We start from the raw sequence: 18,630 nt of genomic DNA, 5'->3' as shown, positions 1-18,630 counted from the left end.
AAATACAGTTACTACTTCCTATTTACACAACTTTTTAGGGTCTCCAAAAAACATTTGGTGGAATCTTAGAATACAGAGCATAAAATGGTTCTAATATCTAGAAAATAATTACACCGGAATTATCTTACTCCGGCGTAATTATTTGTGGACAGGATTACTGTCAGTTCGACCCATTTGGCGCAAGATTTGGAAAATGTGTTGATTAGCATATACTTATAGGGTATCCTTTTCGCGTAAGAATCCTTAACTACCTTGCTTTCTTACATATTTGGTGAGAATTACAATTACCTGGCCTTCAATCTTTCCTTCGATCTGTTCTGTATTGTTCTCTACCAGGCGGATGTTCTTCACTACTGTTCCCATTTTGGCATTGAGGGTAGAGCCCTTTACATCCAATGATTTGGTGAGCACAACCGTATCTCCCTGCTGTAGTACATTGCCATTGACATCTTTGTGCAGGTCCACACTACCATCATGTTCATGGTCGCCTGTGGCTTTGGCCCAGGCCAGTTTTTCTTCGTCTAGGTAAAGCAGATCAAGATTGTCGGCTGCCCAACTTTCGTTGCGCAGTCGATTCAGTATGCGCCAGGCAACCACCTGCACACCCGGCACTTCGCTCCACATGTTTTCTGATAAAACTTTCCAGTGATTGCTATCCAGTTCTTCTTTCTGCTCAATCTGCGCGTGGCATTTAGCACAGATCATGATGCAGTTATCTTCATTTCTGCTGCTTTGGGGTGGCACTTCATATAGCTGTACGCCTTCAGCTGAGTTACAAAGCTCACATTGGTTCCCACTTCTTTTGAGCAGCAATTCTTCCAGTTTCATTTTATTCTAATTAAAGCGGCGAAGGTAAAGGATAATTATTATGCCGGGTTGATATGATACCGGTTAAATGGTATGTTTATGATAGATGCTGCAAATTTTAGATTAAATCTGCTGAAGTGACACAGCTGGGCTTTTCAAGTGGGAAAGGATATTGAATCACCAATTGAGCGTATAAACTTTATCTGTAAAAGTGTTTTGATCCATAACACCGCCGCCTACATAAATCACACTATCTACGTTAATGAAGCTCGCTCCGGCAATTGCCTGGTTTAACGACCCTACAGACCATTTGTTCGTTATTGTATTATAAATATCAAACCTGTTTTCTGTAGCACTAAAGGATCCATAATTGCCAGAGGTGAAAAAGACAATATTTTCGCCTTTAATGACAGCAGTTGGATGCGATCTTGGATAAGATAAGCAGCTAATGGTAACGCCACCATTTTTTGTGTTCCAGATTTCTGCTTTACCTGTATTCTGTGTCCAATTCGCGCCGCCCCAGTAAATAAAATCACCAAGTGCAACGACTGATATTCCGTTGGAGAGTTCAATTAATGAAGATGTGGACCAGTTGTTATTGACTGTATCATAGATATCAATTTGGCTGTAAAATTTATCTTTATCACTGCCACCAGCAAAATAAACCTTGTTATCAGAAGTAATTGCGCTTAAGCTAAACCTTGCCTCAGATAAATTAGCTACTGACCACTGTTTTGACACTGTATCATAAATATCAACAGTTTTGCTTCCATACATTCCATCTTTTGTTCCACCGGCAAAGAATACCTTGCTTCCAATGGCCGCAGCTGCCAAAAAGGACCTTGGCTCACTTAAATGGGCTACAGTCCAGCTATTTGAGGTTATATCATATATATCCACATTATCATACACATCCTGGCCTATAAAATTCACCGTACTCATACTGCCCCCTGCAAAAAATATTTTGTTGCCGCAGCTTACCGCAGCCATGCCCTGTCTTGCCTGGCTTAGTTGTGCTCTGGTCCAGGATTTCGTACCTATATCGTATATGTCAACTGCTGCTGAAGGCGATGAATTGATTGTGCCATTATTATTGGTAAAAACGCTGGGTCCTCCTGCAAAAACAATTTTACCACCCGCTGCAGCTACAGATGGCGCCCTGGGCTCAGACAGGGTCCCAATTTGGGTTAATGTTGCATTAACTTGTTGTCGGTCGCTCACATCGCAACTGTCTGCATTTCCTGGATGAACTGTTACTTGTACAGTATCCCTTGCTATTGATCCACCATTATCAATTACCATTAATTCAAACCGGTAAACGCCCACGCTCAGGTTATTGACTGTTGTCTGCGCAGCAGATCGATTTTGAATGGAGTAAGACGTCGGGCCCTGTATTTTGGACCAATGATAACCTGAAATTTTGCCATCAGGGTCATTAGAGGTGCTTCCATCCAACGTACATGAGTTTATGGGAAATGTTATGGCTTGATCCTGGCCGGCAATTGCTACCGGCTTATTGTTTGAAGAATTATTTCCATCTTCAGAGGAGTCTTTTTTGCAGGAAAGAAAACCCGTCAGCAACAAAAAAAATAGAAAAAATGATAATCTTAGTATCGGTTTCATTAGAATTTTCAAAAGATTCGTAGAACGATGAATCATTACCTTCCAAACGCGTTTGCAGGTTCTGTACTTCCTGTCGCTGCATGAATGTAGTAAAAACAGCGGCGAGATTCGATATGCTACACCGCTGTTTTAACCTATATAAGGATGCATAGGGTTTGTCACGGTTGGGAACCTGGCTTTTCATAGACGTTACTTTCCAATCTGTTTATTCTTATAAATTCATCATTAAAGGATAGTATGGTTCATGCACCTGTCAATAACTTTTTAATCATTGGCAAGTATCATTCCATTTTTCTATGAATTATAAAATAGTTTAAGATGTGTATGGCTGGGCTGGATTGATCAAAATGTGCGGGGATAAAGCATAACGTAACGGCACAGCCCCGGTTTGTGTTCTGGCTTCTACTTGCAGATGTGGTTTGCCGGCCGTTTGTTTATAACTTCGTTGACTTTAAAAAACCAGCAATATGGTGAAACTCGATGAAAGCCTGCTGAAAAAATATGCGCAGGTAATGGTTCAATATGCTTTGAATAACGGTGAGGGAATTAATAAGGGGGATACTGTATTCCTGGTAGGGCAGGAGTGCGCGAAAGACCTTTTTATGGCTATTGCAAAAGAGATCTATCTGGCAGGTGGAAACCTGATCACTCATTACCAACCTGATAACGTGCAAGATAAAAGTCTTACACGCTTTCTGCTACAAAATGGATCTGATGAGCAAATAGGTTTCTTCGCAAAGCCTTATTGGCAGGGAATTGTTGAGGCAACCGACCACATATTGTTTATTATTTCAGAGCCGGACATTCATTTTCTGGAAGGATTGCCTTCATCAAAAATCAGTATGATGAACAGTGCAAGAGCTCCATATATGAAGATGCGTGAAAAGAAAGAACAGGAAGGAAAGTTATCGTGGTCACTTTGCCTATACGGCACGCAATCAATGGCGGATGAAGCTGGTTTGAGTTTGGAGCAGTACTGGGATCAGATTATTGAAGCATGTTACTTACGGGAGGATGATCCGGTAAAGAAATGGAAAACAGTGCAAAAGGAGATTGAAGATATAAAAGATAAGTTGGATGCCTTGGGAATCGAAAAGCTCCACATAAAGGGTGATGATGTAGATCTGCAGGTGCAAATTGGTGAGCACAGGAAGTGGCTAAGTGGTGGTGGAAAAAATATTCCGAGTTTTGAAATATTTACATCTCCTGACTGGCGGGGAACCAATGGTTCAATCAATTTTAATCAGCCCTTATATTATTCAGGTAAACGCATTTCTGGTGTATCGCTCACCTTTGAAAATGGGATAGTGGTAGCTTCCTCCGCTACCGAAAATGAAGATGCATTGAAAGAAATGATATCGCAGGAAAATGCAGATAAGGTCGGCGAATTTTCACTTACCGATAAGCGCCATTCGCGTATAACTAATTTCATGGCTACTACCTTGTATGATGAAAATATGGGTGGGGCATTTGGGAACACACATATCGCCCTGGGCAATGCTTATAAGGATACATATCAGGGAGATATGTCAGCAGTAACAGATGAACAATGGACTGAGATGGGCTATAACAGTTGTCCTAAAGTACATACGGATATCATAAGCACAAGTAACAGAACTGTAACTGCCAGGCTGCGTAACAATACAGAAGTGATTATTTACAAGGATGGGCAATTTATACTTGATTAGTTTTAAAGGGGCAATAGTGAGTTGTAGCAGCCAGTATAGTCGTTGTAACTAGGAAAAGGGCAGGAATAAAAAAGCCAATGTCCACTTTAAGGAAATTTTATTTGCATATACAAATAAACTTATTTTATCTTTGCCCGGCATATGAAAATAACGGACAGTAAATATGGTCAATGCCTGTACTTTACCTCGGCTGCTCTGGCACGAAAGGTAGAGAAGTTGGCTATTGAAAGCTGGAAAGCTGTAGATCTTCCCCCCAGTTATGCATATTTGCTGATGGCTGTGCTGGAAGAACCCGGTATACAGCCTTCATTGCTGTCGGCGGAGCTTCACCTTCAACCCAGTACCATTACGCGTCTTATCGAAAAGTTGGAAGAAAAGAAATTGGCAGTTCGCACCTATGAGGGCAAGATCACTAATGTTTATCCCACACCCAAAGCCAAAGAAATGCAGCCGAAAATGAAAGAATGTTTGAACCGGTTTTATAAGCAGTATACAAGCCTTTTGGGCGAGGAAGAAAGCAGCCGTTTAGTACAAGATATGGGCAAGATTGCTGATAAGTTAGGGAAGTAATTTTTTTTATCCAAATACTTGTATATACAAATACAATTAAAATTAAATCACATGAAGTACGTTATCACCGGCGGTGCCGGCAACATCTCCAAACCACTGGCAGAATCATTATTGGCTCTTGGTCACGATGTAACTGTAATAAGCAGAAATGCTGAACACTTGAAACCTCTTACCGAAAAAGGGGCAAAGGCTGCCATTGGTTCGGTAGAAGACGTTGCTTTTTTGACAAAAGCATTTTCCGGCGCGAATGCCGTTTACACAATGATCCCACCACAATACGCTGCCCAGGGTTTGGATGCATATCAAAAAGTTGGTGCCAACTATGCCGAAGCGATCAAGGCTAACAACATTCAGTATGTTGTAAACCTAAGTAGCGTCGGTGCACATATGCCCGAAGGTTGCGGGCCTGTTAGTGGCTTATATCGTGTAGAACAAGAACTAAACAAATTGAGTGATACTAATGTGTTGCACTTGCGTCCCGGCTATTTCTTTATAAATTTTTATGGCAACATAGAAATGATCAAAGGCATGAATATCATTGGAGGCAATTATGGTGATAGTAACGCTAACATGGATTTATCTCATCCCAGGGACATTGCCAAAGTTGCGGCTGACGAATTAGTGAATCTTTCATTAAAAGGGCATTCTGTACGCTACCTCACAAGTGATGAACGAACCACAGGCGATGTTGCCAGGGTGTTGGGTGCTGCTGTTGGGAAACCGGATTTGACCTGGGTTTCCTTTACTGATGAACAAGCATATGGTGGCTTGACACAGGCGGGGGTGCCGGAAGAAATGTCGAAAAAATATGTAGAGATGGGAAGTGCTATGCGCACCGGCAAAATGTGGGAAGATTTCCTGCAACATCGTCCACAACAATTTGGTGAAACCAAATTAGAAGATTTTGCAAAAGAATTTGCAGCAGTATATAATGCAGGTTAAGTTTTCTAAACAATGAGCATAGTTAAAAATCAAAGATAAATCGCATCCTGCATACACCTAAAGGCTGCTACATAAGCCCAACTGCCAATGGTAGTTGGGCTTTAATACACCTACAAGAACGGCGTCATCGGCTATTGAATTCAGTGATTACAAGTTAGGTTGTTTCACTTCCTTCCAAAACAAAGCTGATCTTTGCATTAATCCGGTAGTCTAAAATTTTACCATTTTCTACCTCTGCACTCTGTTCTTTGATATAAATTGATTTTATATTATGCAGAGTTTTCGCTGCATGGCTAACAGCTTGCTGTGCAGCATCTTCCCAACTTTTCGTGGAGCTTGCTAAAACTTCGATGACTTTAACAACAGCCATAAAATTATAGTTTAATGATTATTAATATCAATAAAGTTACTTGTTTTATAATCTGCAAATGCAACTGGATATGAATGAATAAAAAATTAGATTGCACTTTTATTTATGAAAAAACTATTAATAGCCATTTGCTTATTTGTTATTGGATTTACAGCCAAATCGCAAGACTATGTGATCACCCAGTTAGGTGTGAGCGCAGATAGTACAAAGCTGAATACCCAGGCCATTCAAAAGGTCATCGATAAGGCTCATGGAAGTGGTGGTGGAACTATTGTCATACCTAAGGGTGTTTTTTTGACTGGCGCCTTATTTTTTAAGCCGAATACGAAGCTTCGTCTATTGGAAGGCGCAGTGTTGAAAGGATCTGACAATATCTCTGATTATCCTTTGATTCCCTCGCGTATGGAAGGAAGAAGCCTCCTCTATTATGCAGCTCTCATCAATGCTTATTATGTTGATAGCTTTAGTATAACAGGACCAGGGATGATTAATGGTAATGGGAATCGGTTTTGGTCAACATTTTGGGCTTATCGCGATTCGATGAGAAAGATAGGCAAAGAGGCCACTAACCTGGAAATTCATCGTCCACGCCTGCTGTTTATCTGGGGGTGCAATCAGGTACATCTTCAAAATGTAAAACTTCGTAATTCAGGATTCTGGACCACCCATTTATACCAATGTCAAAATGTATTAATTGAGAACTGCGACATTCGCTCTCCATATAGGCCTGTTCCTGCTCCGAGCACCGATGGTATTGATATTGACGTATGTAAAAAAGTAATCGTTCGCAATTGTTATATTTCTGTAAATGACGATGCTGTTTGTATCAAAGGAGGAAAAGGTCCTGATGCCCATAAGCGTTCGGAAAATGGTGTGGTGGAAGATATTTTGGTTGAAAATTGCACATTTGGCGAAGCACATGGCACCTTAACAATAGGTAGTGAAAGTATTCATGCCAGGAATATTACATTGAGGAATTGCAAGGTTGAGAATAACTGTCCCATATTAAGATTAAAAATGCGCCCTGATACCTATCAAACATATGAAAACATTACCATTGACAATGTATCAGGCAAATGTGGTTCCATCATAAACTTAAATCCCTGGAAACAGTTTTTCAATATGGGTGGTAGTTCTGAAAAACCATATGCCACTGTTCGTAACATCACCATATCCAATATTAAGGTGGAATGCAAAAATTTTGGAGACATTGAAGGAAATCCTTCCGATAGTGTTTATAATATTGTTTTCAAGGATATTAATGCTACATCAGAGGCTCCAATCTTAAAAAACAAATATCAGGACATTAAAGCCGAAAATGTAATCGTAAATGGTATGCCTTTGGTTATAAAATAAAAAGCCCTTCCGGAGATATTTAACTCCAAAATGCAACAATGGTTAAACTGGTAGAAAAGCGGATTATTTTACTACTGTCATTTTCCGGGTTTGTATGGTTTTGTTATCAATGATCAGGGAGTAATGATAAACTCCACTGGTTAATGTGGATGCATCGAAGTCAACAGCTCCGGAATTATTTATTTGTATGGTTTTAAGGGGACGGCCCAGGTCATCCGAGATCAACAGCTGTGCATTCTTTGCCCCTTCCGGTATGCTAAAGGCAATCTTAGTTGAGTTGATTACAGGGTTAGGGTTATTTTGCCCTAAGAAGCTGCTGATGGTTGTATTGGTATATTGTCCTTGAGTGATCTTGTTGACCAGTTTTTTCAAATCTTCAATTTGCTGTTGTTGCTGATCGATCTTTTGTTGTTGTTCCTGAACGGCTTTAATAAGTAAGGGAATGAGTTCGGTATAGTTTACAGCTTTGATAGTTATTTTTTCTGTTACCTGCGTTTGCTGTGTTGCAGGTGGTGTTGTAATGGCTCTTTCTGCATCAGGTGCTTCGGGCCATTGCGGCTTGGATTCCAGCTCTGGAGGAAGATCATTTTCTACTTCCTTCACCAGGTTGGGCAGTACGTCTTCCAGCTCTTGGGCAATCAATCCAAAATGCTTTCCTTCAGGCAGGTTTAAAGATGCCAGTCTTTTTTCTCTGCGGAATTCATAGCTTCTGGGTTTAAGTTTACTGATGATGCTCATGGCATCTGTAAAATCTTCAATATTCTTCTTCAGGTTCTGATCACTGGTCTGGTAGCTTCCATAAGCAAGTACATTCCCATCAAATACACCTGCCCAGTTTTTACTGGATAACCCTGTGGCTGCTCTTATACCATAGGAGTTTGCAGAATAAAAGTAGCCTCCCAGGTAATTGGTGCTATTCCCGACTACGCCAATTCCATTTGCGCTGGTTCCATAGGCGCCATAGGTAGTACCAGATCCATAAATGCCAGAGTTACTACCCCCGCCGTAAACACCAATATAACCACTGGCGCCATAAACTCCATAGGAACCACCGTTTCCATAAACACCCAGGTAGCTACTCCAGCCATCCACACCATGGCCACCCCCTGTACTCCTGGCATAGAGTCCAAAAGTATTACCTTCGCCAATGAGGCCAGCACCATTGGTATTATTACCGATAACTCCACCATTTGATGCAGATACGCCCTGGGTAAATAACCCGATACCTACCACATGCAGCTTGTCATTAGGGTTGGTTGTACCAATACCTACATTACCTGTAATGATGGTATTACCAGATACAAATAGTTTTTGAGAAGGGGAAGAAGTGCCTATCCCTACATTACCACCAGAACTAATATAGATACGTGTAGCATTGTTGGTAAAAAGCCGAAGGGGAATAGCATTGGTAGTGCCAAGCTTGGATGTTGTGGAAGAAGCATTGGAATTACCAGCCAGGCTCCAGTAAGGAGATGTGTTTTGTGCTCCTGTGTTGAGAGAAATGAAAACAGTAATGATTGGTAGCAGAAAGAAAAGATCTTTTCTCATAATGGAAATATTTAGGATCAAAAAATGAGGGTCGACTTTAACTACAATTCGACAGGGATGTGGATTCCATTCCAAAGAATAACTGGAAAAGATGAAAATTAGGTTTTGATAGGGCACTCTTCTAAAAGAGAAAATGTCCCTTAAAGGTACGCCATTCTTATAGCTTTAATGGTTAAGCTCGGAAGGGTTCAGCTAGTTGTCGGATTTTGATCATGTAAGGTCGGATTAGAACTCTGTTCCATATTTATTTCATAATCATTTTTGCGTTTTGTACGGCATTAAGTCAATCTCTTAATCGCCCGGTGTTTATACATCGGGCTTTTTTCATGCTCATCAAGTAAATTGCATCTATAAAATTTAACCAAAATGAGATCATTACTACTGCTTTCATTTTTAATTCCCTCCACAATCTTAACACTGGCACAAGAAAAAAAAGATTCTTTATCACCTTACTTGTTTCCTGAATTTAAAAAGGGAAAGGTCAAAATGAAAAATGGCAGTGAAGCAAATACACTGTTGAATTATTATACGATCACACAGGAGATCATCTTTGAACAGCAGGGAAACCGGCTGGCATTGGCCGAACTGCCCACCATTGATACGGTCATCATTGAAGGACGAAAGTTTATCCCGGTTGATAACAAATTTTATGAAGTGCTGACTAATACAATAATTCCCTTACTGGCAAGACATTCAGCTAGCCTCATTAACGCAGGGATCCCAACAGCTTATGGTGGTAACTCCAGTTTTGCTACCTCGCTTTCAGATATTTCTTCTGCCGGCAGAGTTTATGGATTGAGGTTGCCCGATAATTACACGACATTGCCTCATACTGACTATTGGTTGAAAAAGAAATTTAATTATTATGAAGCCAACAACCTGAAGCAAATTCAAAGGGTTTTTCCCAGCAGGGCAGATGCTATACAGGATTTTATCAAAGTCAATAATATTGATCTTAAAAAGCAGGATGACTTGGTGAAATTGATTCTTTTTTGTCAGCAATAAGCCTTGTTTGCTGGCAAACTCATATTCCACATCGGCTTTTTAGGTGTTACAAACTCTGTAATGAGTAGTTATCGGCTATTGATCAATATTTGTTTTTCAGATCCATTACTAGCATGGTCATCTGCCTCTACTTTGATTCTATAGGTGATGCCATTTTTCACGGTAAATGATTTATTAATATTCAACGTTTTTGCATCTGCGTGCTGTTCAAAATGAACCACTTCATTTCCTGTAGCATTATTGATTTCCATGTTACTGGGTTCAATCTACCCAAATTATAAAGGTGTAGAAGTCACATAGAAGACGACATCGTTAAAATCGTTATCACATTTATCACTTGTTCTATCTGTGTTTTCCAGGCAGATCAAGGTTTTATTTTCAGTAGCATAGTTAAGCATTACCGAGTGCTTTTTCAATTTGGTATCAATTTCTGGATTTAAAATGTCACTTGAACAAAAATGCTCCACTTTACTGTCAAGTGTTTTGGTGTTTGCATTCCATGCCCCTTTCAATACAACAAAGCCAATAGAGGTCCCTGGTTCAAATCTTCCAATATTTACCTTATCACCTGGCTTCAATGGGGTACCAGCTCCTGCATTAGGGAAAATATAGGTGATGGATTTGATGTCCTTTCCTGTTGTTGGGGGCGTATTCGTTGGATAGGTATAAAAAGCTAGGGCATTTGCATAGACGGTATTTTGATAAGTGAAAGTGATGAATACATCAGAAGACTGAGTGATTGCAATATCTGCAGGTGTGTTGTTTGTTAATAACTCAGGGTGAGTTTCTCTTACATCAGACTTTTCAGTGAGAGTTGACTTGAGGTAGATGATCATGTCTGGAGATACCTTGTCCCTTGTTAATAAATAATTTGGTTTGCCTAAAGAATCGTAACTCCCTAATGCCTGGTAACTTGCCGCTGAAAAATCTACAGGCCTCGATAACACTTCATCTTTTTGACATGCACTCATTAAAAAGAGCGGAATTGATAGGGTAATGTAGGTGTTTATTTTCATGTTGTCGGTTTTATACAAAAGCTCCGGAATTGGTATTATAGGTTTTCATTTTCTCAGAAAAATTTAATTTATTGAGAATCCATAATACGTTCAATATGGCTTTTCGGGATACTACTTGAATAAGTTTCTCTAAGACAAGCGAGATCAGTGAAGAATCTTTAATAGGATCATTAGAAGGGTTGTCAAGTATAACCTAAAAATTTTAAAGCAAATCTCCTGCCAATGTTTAAATACATTAGTAATTGGTATTATGCATATACGTTATGCTTCTAATAGAGAGCTCAGCAAACAGGTTAATGGTCTCTTTGCTCAATATAATCTGCAACGCATACTGTATTATTGTACATATTGAAAAGCTGTGATATGTTTTCAAAGTGATCAATTACATTCGAATTCAAAAGTGTGGAAAGTAACAAATAAATTATCCCTAGATTTATAGTTTTTAATGTATTAATAATCATTATTTATTGATTTCTTAATAGACCTATAATTTATCCTTGATTGATATGAACCGTCTTTTTGCTTGTCTTCAAAGTATTGCACTAATTGTTGTCCTTTTTTTTGTATTAACATCTTGTTCAAAGCGTTCTGGTACGCCTAGAGTTCTTGTATTCTCTAAAACTGCGGGATATCACCATGAATCCATTCCGGACGGCATAGCTGCCATTAAGAAGTTAGGTAGCCAGAACAACTTTTTAGTAGATACCACAACTAATGCCGATTGGTTTATGGAGGATACCCTGGACAAATATGCAGCTGTAATTTTTCTGAGTACAACTGGCGATGTTTTGAACCATTACCAGGAAGCGGAATTTGAGCGGTATATACAGGCTGGAGGTGGTTTTGTAGGCATACATGCTGCTGCAGATGCCGAATACGATTGGGGGTGGTATGGGCGCCTTGTGGGCGGGTATTTCCTTGATCATCCAGGCATTCATGATACTTTTCCTAATGTACAGGAAGGAATATTCCAGGTAGTAGATCAGGATAACAATGCTTCCAGGCATTTGCCAAAACAATGGAAACGTATAGATGAATTTTACAGCTTTAAAAAGCTGAACAAGGATGTGCATATTCTGCTTACTATTAACGAGAATAGTTACCATGGCGGTCATAAAATGGGTGAGCATCCTATGACCTGGTACCATGAATATGATGGGGGCCGGGCCTTTTATACGGCTTCTGGTCACACTAAGGAATCCTTTTCAGAGCCTGATTTTTTAAGGCTGCTATTAGGCGGAATTCAATATGCTATCGGTGATAATAAAAAACTGGATTACAGGAAAACCAAAACTGCCCAGGTTCCTGAGGAAGAACGCTTCGCCAAGACAAGCTTGGTGAGTGGCCAATTATTCGAGCCTACAGAAATGACGATACTACCCAATCTTGATGTGTTGATAGCACAACGGCGTGGTGAGATCTTGTTGTATAAAAAAGGAGATTCCATTTTAAAGCAGGCTGGTTTTCTCAATGTGTATTATAAAACCAGTACACCCGGCGTGAATGCGGAAGAAGGTTTGCTGGGCATCAAGGCCGATCCGGACTTTGATAAAAATCATTATGTTTTTGTTTTCTATAGCCCGGCTGACACTTCTGTGAATCGATTGTCTCGCTTCAGGTTTGAAAACGATAAAATTGATCCTTCATCAGAAAAAGTGGTCCTGCAATTTTATTCCCAGCGGGAGATTTGTTGTCATACAGGTGGATCAATTGCCTTCGACAAAGATGGCTTATTGTATCTTTCTACAGGGGATAATTCTACTCCTTTTGATGAACCGAAGCAACCTTATCCCAACAGTGGTTATGCACCCTTAGACCAACGTCTGGGGCATGAACAATATGATGCCCGCCGTACAGCAGGTAATCCTAACGATTTACGGGGCAAAATCATCCGCATCCGTGTTAAGGAAGATGGGAGTTATGAGATACCCGATGGTAATCTTTATCCCAAAGGACAAAAAGGGACACGTCCGGAGATCTATGTACAGGGGAACCGCAATCCCTATCGGATCTCTGTAGACCAGAAGAACGGGTTTCTCTATTGGGGCGAAGTTGGTCCTGATGCCGGTAGGGACAGTTTCGGCATCCGGGGCCCCCGTGGCTATGACGAGATCAATCAGGCACGTAAAGCTGGTTTTTTTGGTTGGCCGCTTTTTGTTGGGAACAATTACGCCTATCGCGAATTTGATTACAATACCGGTACAGCAGGAAAGATTTTTGATCCGGCAAAACCTGTCAATACATCCAGGAATAATACCGGCAAACAGAACCTTCCTCCGGCACAGCCAGCCTTTATATGGTACCCTTACGATCCGTCGCCCGATTTTCCACAAGTAGGAGCAGGTGGGCGTAACGCCATGGCGGGTCCGGTTTATTATACCGATTTATTTCCAAAAGAAACAAGACTTCCTGGGTATTATAATAACAAACTCTTTATTTATGACTGGATTCGTGGGTGGATCAAAGCCGTAACACTCCAGGCAAATGGTGATTTTGATAAAATGGAACCTTTCATGGAAAACACAAAGCTGAATTCTTGCATCGATATGGAGGTTGGGCCTGATGGTAAATTGTACCTCCTTGAATATGGCAGCGGTTGGTTTTCCAAAAACCCTGATGCAGGCCTTTCTCGCATTGATTACAATGGGGGCAACTTGGCTCCCCGTATTGCCAGTTTTCAGGTGGATAAAACCTCCGGGCTGCTGCCTTTGCGGGTTGTGGCGACGGTCAAAGCAAAAGATCCGGAAAAAGATGGGCTTCAATACACATGGAATCTTGGTGGCATGAGCAAGGAAACATCGGAGCCCAGGCTGGAGCATACTTTTGACAAAGCAGGGGAATATACTTTATATGTTACCGTTAGAGACAAGAAAGGCGCATCGGTGAAGAGTGAACAGATCAATGTTATTGCCGGCAATGAAGCACCAATGGTAAATATATCCTTACAGGGTAACAAAACGTTTTATTTCCCGGGAAGGCCAGTTGCTTATTCAGTAACATACAAGGATAAAGAGGATGGTATGATGACAGCTGATTCTTCGGCACTCTTTATTTCTGCTGATTATGTTGAGGGCTCCGATAAGGCAGGTGCATCCCTTGGCCACCAGGTACTTTCAGAAGCAATGATGGGTAAAACCCTGCTGGAAGCTCAGGACTGCAAAGCTTGTCATAAAGTAGAAGTTAAGTCGGTTGGTCCTTCATTTTCAGCAGTATCAGAACGCTACCAGAAAGAGTCAGGAGCAGAGAAGCTTCTGGTCAATAAGATTATAAAAGGTGGGGCAGGAGTCTGGGGTGAAACTGCTATGCCGGCACATCCCAATCTGAAAGAAGGAGACGTCCGCCAGATCGTCACTTATATTCTTTCCCTCAAGGGCAATAGCGCTCAGAAAAAATCATTACCGGTAAAAGGTCTTGTTCCATCAACTTTAGGCAAACCTGCAAAGGAAAACGGTGTGTTGTTGCTAACTGCATCCTATACCGATAAAGGCAGCAATGGCGTACGGCCGTTGACCACAGAAGCTTCCATCGCTCTAAGGAGTAATATAGTAACCTTTGGAAGCGTGAAGGCTATGAAAGAGTATAATACCATTTCCATTAATGGCACCCAATTAATGATTGTACCAAAGTCTGAGGGGTGGTTCCGGTTGGATAGTTTGGATATGACAGGTATAACTAGTGCAGAATTATCACTTGCCTGGCAGAAAGCACCTGAGAAGGGCTATATATTTGAGTTCCATCTTGATGCTCCCAATGGGCAGAAAATCGGAAGTACTGAGTTAAACGGCGGAATGCCAATTGGAAAGGATGGAAAAGGAGGCACCTTAATAAAAGCTATGTTACAATCCGTTGTGGATGGCAAATTACACAACCTGTTAATTGTCAGTAGGCCAAAAGATCCTAAAGAAGTAAACCAGGCAGGAATTGAATTGGTTAAGTTTAATAGTGATTCAAAATAGCGTCAGCAACCTGCCTTCAACTGATGGGGCTGGAAGAGTTGGAGGCAGGTTGCATCATTTCAATTATTCAGAATAGATTACTGTATGGCTGTTAGAAATATTTCCTCCTTATCTGCCTGGTTTACTTCCTTGATAACTCCATAACCCGGAGCATAATATTTATATTCTATTACATCCGGTTCCAGTCTTGTGTAGTTTTTGGTTTTGATGCAATTGTTGAATGTCCCAAGCAGAGTTGTAACTGTAATGCCTGTCTCCAGGATTTCTGCTTTATCTTCAGCCTGATTCAAATAATATTCCTCCCGGTAAGTAATGCCTGCTATTGGATTGGCTAGCATAATGATGCCTGGTTGTGCACCGTCCACACCAGCTTCCCAGGAACCTTCATGGTCTTTTAGTGTGCCATCCGGATTGTAGTTATTCACCGATTCTCCAAAATACCAGAATGTGCCGTTGTTGTCCTGTGCATACCGGTCAATAGTTTCTTCAACCAGTTTTCCATCATCATATTCCTTGAAATTGACCTCGATGCAAGTAATACCCATAATTTTTTTAGTAGAGTTCAGTCGTTGTTCCTCTACTTTTTCCTGGCCATCCACCGATTTTCCTTCATATATGTATTTTTTCTGTAACTCATAGGGAGTCCATGGATTGGTGATATGGGTGCTGTTGGTGAAATTTTCCGGACTCACATCAGGTTTATATTCATTGCCATCTGGTGGAGGTATGTGCTCCTTGTTACAAGCGGCTAACAGCAGTACGAGTATAGCTGACAGGATTGTGAAGTATTTCATGTTTCATGATTAAAACAAATAGAAAATATTAAATGATAAGGATGGTTGGTTTATAAAGTAAGATAATATGTGTGAACATTTTAGTTGGGTGGCCAGGAAAAAAAGTCATCTGAATTTGTAGGTCATGCCCATACCTAATCCAAAGCTATAAGGAAAAGTTTCCACCACATTGTCTTCTGTTATTGGTGATAACGCATGTTTGAATGAGGGCCGGAATGTTAAAAACATTTTATTATTTACTCTGTATTGGAGCTCAACATCAGCTGTTAATGACCAGTAAAATGGCTTGGCGCCATTTAGTTTATTGATGAATACGACTTCCTTGCTCGGGGTTTCTTCTATTTCCACTTCCACATTAGCACTTGTCATTAAATTAGCTTCGATGCCTATACCGGGCCTGAAAGAAAATTTATTTCTTTCTAAAACGTATTTCACTACTAATGGTACACTGAATGATTCCAGGATGTGCTTCGCTTCTGCAGTGTTCAGACTATCTCCAACAGCAGGTGGTGCACCTGTTCCTGGTTTTATATATGCATAACCCGATGAAGTGATGTATTTAAATGCAACACTTCCAGCAGGTTCCTGGAATGCATATATTTTTTGTGGGCTGATGCCTATGGATGTATGGGAAAGTACAAGGCCGGTTTGCAGCGCCCACTGCTTTTTTATTTGTAGCGTTGAAAAAATACCTCCTGAGAAAGAAGGTTCATGCACTTCTCTATGCCTGATACTTGTTATTGCATTGGGTAAATCGCTATCAAGCCTATAGTTCATTTGCTCGTATGATGCCCAGCCTGTAATCATCCAATATGGCTTGAAATGTCGGCCTTTATTTAGTTGCTCAATATTGATAACCTTGTTTTTTAATAAAGTATAATTGAAAGTGGGTTGTTGCATTTTGTAGCTAGAATTTATCAACGGGTGGCTCAGTTTATCTATGCCAGATTTATTTCTTAATGTCAGTATAGATAGTTTGGGGGGGACTTTTTTATTGGTGCTCCAATAATTTTTTTTAATTGGTGGCCTGTTTGTGCTAGTGCTAATGATGTTGTGTTTGTTCATCAGTTTGTTATCAATAGCAGCTGTACTAATATTAGTAATTGTATCCTGCATTTGGGGCTTTCCTGGTATTCCTGTGTTTTTACTGATTGAACTTTCCTTTGAATGATCTGCATTTATATTCTCAGTTCCTGATTCATATAAAATATACCCGCTCAACATGATCAATACAAGAATTGCTATTCTTTTCCATGCTTCGTATTTTCTTTTATAAGCTTCTGCATCCTTTTTATCCAGAATGGCATTCAGGCTCTCTTTGACAGCAGGAGAGGGTATTTCTTCATAATGCTCCAGAGTCGAACGAAGCAGGTTGTCAATATGGTGTACATCTTCATTCATAAGCCATTATTTGCAATGAGCTGTTCTTTTATCATCAATGATTTTTGTAGCAAAGCTCTTGCATCAGCAAGATTGGATTTGGATGTGCCTTCAGAAATGCCCAGGAGCTTAGCGATCTCGCGATGTTTATATCCTTCGAAAACAAATAGGCTAAAAATAATTCGGTAACCAACAGGCAGAGACTGAACAAGTATAAGCAACTCCTTTGCATCCAGGTTTGATGCTATATCAATTTCGCCTGCTACTTCATAGCCTGCGATTTTAAGATCAATTACCGGGTGTAGATGTACTTTGCTTCTATATTTGAATAAAGCACAGTTTACCATAATTTTTCGGATCCATCCTTCAAAAGAACCACTACCTCTGTATTTTTTGATGTAGGTAAACACCCTCAGAAAACCTTCAAGTAATATTTCTTCAGCTTCTTGCTTATTTCTTGAATACCGCATACAGACACCCAGCATTTTAGGCGCATACAGGTCATATAGCTTTGATTGAAAAGCTCTATTGCCTGCAATACACCCCTTTATAAGAAGTTGCTCCGTAACTGGCAAATGGCTGGTGTTTTCAGGCATAGATATACAGGCTTGAAAAAAAGGTTGGGTTGTTGCAAAAAAATCCTGGATATGAAAACAAAAGAATCTTCAATTAGAGGTACGCCCTGGTGGATCAAGCCCGCAGGATTTTCATTATGTAAAGGTAAAAATTATTATAGGGGGACTCAAAAACTGGTGAATTCCAGTTGCCTGGATTCCTTTAGATCTGCCTGGGGCTAACATTTTTTGTAATCAATAAGCATCAGTTAAATGAAAATTTACGAGGCAGTTGTAATTATTGCAGACTTTACTGAACTTTATACTATCCTTTATTTCCATTTAATTGCTATAATGATTTCCTATGGTGATATTTAATGTCCTTTTTGTCATCCTGTTTTTACTGTTTACTGCTTTGCAGTATAATGACCCTGATCCCTATGTCTGGATGCCATTGTACTTATATGGAGCCTTGCTATGCTGGTTGGCAATAAAAAAAATATACAAGGTTGGCTTGTTTATTATTGGTATTGTAGTCTATGCCTTGTATGCTGTGTATTTATTTTTCGATACGAATGGCGTGCTAAGTATGGTCGAAAAGCATCATTCTGAAAACATTGTACAAACAATGAAAGCCACAAAACCTTGGATTGAAGAAACTAGGGAGTTTTGGGGTTTGATCATTCTACTCTCTGTTTTATTAATCAATATGGTTTGGTTATCGAGTATTAAAAAAAGAGGCGAGTTCTTAAAAATAAATTGATTTTCATATCGAGTAAAGAAGGCACTTAAGTTCGGTAATGCATGAACCTTTTCATGAATCTCCGGGACTTAGTGCCTTCTTTTAATGAGTAATAATTCTGCTTTTTTAAGAGACTTTCTGGTAAGCTTCTTTGCGTTGCAGTACTTTTTCTACGGCACCTACGATGTGTTCGGCATCCAAACCGTACTTCTTCATCAGCTGGGCTGGTGTGCCACTCTCCCCAAAGCTGTCATTGACCGCTACATATTCCATCGGCAC

General features: G+C 40.2%; 17 protein-coding genes. 8 read left to right on the top strand and 9 right to left on the bottom strand.

Translation table 11 applies throughout. The annotated features are described in order from the left end of the window. Window positions 1-243 precede the first annotated feature (243 nt). Both OCK74_RS27165 and OCK74_RS27160 read right to left on the bottom strand, forming a co-directional pair. Window positions 244-828 (bottom strand): PhnA domain-containing protein, encoded by a 585-nt coding sequence (locus tag OCK74_RS27165; protein ID WP_279300268.1) that lies wholly within the window; start codon window positions 826-828, stop codon window positions 244-246. A 156-nt stretch (window positions 829-984) separates the two neighbouring features. Continuing rightward, a complete protein-coding gene (locus OCK74_RS27160) occupies window positions 985-2,430 on the bottom strand; it encodes a Kelch repeat-containing protein (protein ID WP_279300267.1) in 1,446 nt (481 codons plus the stop codon). A gap of 467 nt (window positions 2,431-2,897) precedes the next feature. On the opposite strand from OCK74_RS27160, the gene OCK74_RS27155 reads away from it, so the two are divergent. From OCK74_RS27155 to OCK74_RS27145, 3 genes are all read left to right on the top strand, one after another. Then, window positions 2,898-4,118 carry an aminopeptidase gene (locus OCK74_RS27155; protein ID WP_279300266.1) on the top strand — a complete coding sequence of 407 codons (1,221 nt, stop codon included), beginning with the start codon at window positions 2,898-2,900 and terminating at the stop codon, window positions 4,116-4,118. Window positions 4,119-4,259: 141 nt separating this feature from the next. Beyond that, window positions 4,260-4,688, top strand: a complete 429-nt coding sequence (locus tag OCK74_RS27150) for a MarR family winged helix-turn-helix transcriptional regulator (RefSeq protein ID WP_279300265.1) — start codon at window positions 4,260-4,262, stop codon at window positions 4,686-4,688. A 51-nt stretch (window positions 4,689-4,739) separates the two neighbouring features. After that, entirely contained in the window at window positions 4,740-5,630 is an 891-nt protein-coding gene (locus tag OCK74_RS27145) for an NAD(P)H-binding protein (protein WP_279300264.1), read from the top strand. Window positions 5,631-5,784: 154 nt separating this feature from the next. Here OCK74_RS27145 and OCK74_RS27140 read toward each other — a convergent pair whose 3' ends face one another. Then, a complete protein-coding gene (locus OCK74_RS27140) occupies window positions 5,785-6,000 on the bottom strand; it encodes a dodecin family protein (RefSeq protein WP_279300263.1) in 216 nt (71 codons plus the stop codon). Window positions 6,001-6,105: 105 nt separating this feature from the next. On the opposite strand from OCK74_RS27140, the gene OCK74_RS27135 reads away from it, so the two are divergent. Next, on the top strand, window positions 6,106-7,356 hold the full coding sequence (locus OCK74_RS27135; protein WP_279300262.1) for a glycoside hydrolase family 28 protein: 1,251 nt from the start codon (window positions 6,106-6,108) through the stop codon (window positions 7,354-7,356). Between the two features lie 63 nt (window positions 7,357-7,419). On the opposite strand, the gene OCK74_RS27130 is transcribed toward OCK74_RS27135, so the two are convergent. Beyond that, window positions 7,420-8,904: a tail fiber domain-containing protein gene (locus OCK74_RS27130; protein ID WP_279300261.1), complete on the bottom strand. Its 1,485-nt coding sequence runs from the start codon at window positions 8,902-8,904 to the stop codon at window positions 7,420-7,422. Window positions 8,905-9,270: 366 nt separating this feature from the next. On the opposite strand from OCK74_RS27130, the gene OCK74_RS27125 reads away from it, so the two are divergent. Continuing rightward, entirely contained in the window at window positions 9,271-9,909 is a 639-nt protein-coding gene (locus OCK74_RS27125; RefSeq protein ID WP_279300260.1) for a hypothetical protein, read from the top strand. Between the two features lie 68 nt (window positions 9,910-9,977). On the opposite strand, the gene OCK74_RS27120 is transcribed toward OCK74_RS27125, so the two are convergent. Both OCK74_RS27120 and OCK74_RS27115 read right to left on the bottom strand, forming a co-directional pair. Then, window positions 9,978-10,160, bottom strand: a complete 183-nt coding sequence (locus OCK74_RS27120; protein WP_279300259.1) for a hypothetical protein — start codon at window positions 10,158-10,160, stop codon at window positions 9,978-9,980. Between the two features lie 24 nt (window positions 10,161-10,184). Continuing rightward, window positions 10,185-10,925, bottom strand: coding sequence for a DUF4114 domain-containing protein (locus tag OCK74_RS27115; protein ID WP_279300258.1), 741 nt, complete (start codon window positions 10,923-10,925; stop codon window positions 10,185-10,187). Window positions 10,926-11,431: 506 nt separating this feature from the next. Here OCK74_RS27115 and OCK74_RS27110 point away from each other — a divergent pair. Further along, entirely contained in the window at window positions 11,432-14,881 is a 3,450-nt protein-coding gene (locus OCK74_RS27110; RefSeq protein WP_279300257.1) for a ThuA domain-containing protein, read from the top strand. 77 nt (window positions 14,882-14,958) lie between these two features. On the opposite strand, the gene OCK74_RS27105 is transcribed toward OCK74_RS27110, so the two are convergent. From OCK74_RS27105 to OCK74_RS27095, 3 genes are all read right to left on the bottom strand, one after another. Then, a complete protein-coding gene (locus tag OCK74_RS27105) occupies window positions 14,959-15,675 on the bottom strand; it encodes a hypothetical protein (RefSeq protein ID WP_279300256.1) in 717 nt (238 codons plus the stop codon). Between the two features lie 105 nt (window positions 15,676-15,780). Next, the gene (locus tag OCK74_RS27100) at window positions 15,781-17,076 is read right to left on the bottom strand and encodes a hypothetical protein (protein ID WP_279300255.1); all 1,296 of its coding nucleotides are present in this window, start codon (window positions 17,074-17,076) and stop codon (window positions 15,781-15,783) included. After that, entirely contained in the window at window positions 17,073-17,651 is a 579-nt protein-coding gene (locus tag OCK74_RS27095; protein WP_279300254.1) for an RNA polymerase sigma factor, read from the bottom strand. The genes OCK74_RS27100 and OCK74_RS27095 overlap by 4 nt, the downstream gene beginning before the upstream one ends. A 51-nt stretch (window positions 17,652-17,702) precedes the next feature. Between OCK74_RS27095 and OCK74_RS27090 the strand changes: the two genes are divergently transcribed. After that, window positions 17,703-17,852, top strand: a complete 150-nt coding sequence (locus tag OCK74_RS27090) for a hypothetical protein (protein ID WP_279300253.1) — start codon at window positions 17,703-17,705, stop codon at window positions 17,850-17,852. 121 nt (window positions 17,853-17,973) lie between these two features. After that, a complete protein-coding gene (locus OCK74_RS27085; protein ID WP_279300252.1) occupies window positions 17,974-18,372 on the top strand; it encodes a transmembrane 220 family protein in 399 nt (132 codons plus the stop codon). Window positions 18,373-18,630 lie beyond the last annotated feature (258 nt).

The sequence above is a fragment of the Paraflavisolibacter caeni genome (assembly GCF_025628885.1).
In the GTDB taxonomy this organism is placed as follows: Bacteria; Bacteroidota; Bacteroidia; order Chitinophagales; family Chitinophagaceae; genus Flavisolibacter; species Flavisolibacter caeni.
Note: the sequence above shows the minus strand (reverse complement) of the source record. Positions and strands in the feature narration are given on the sequence as shown.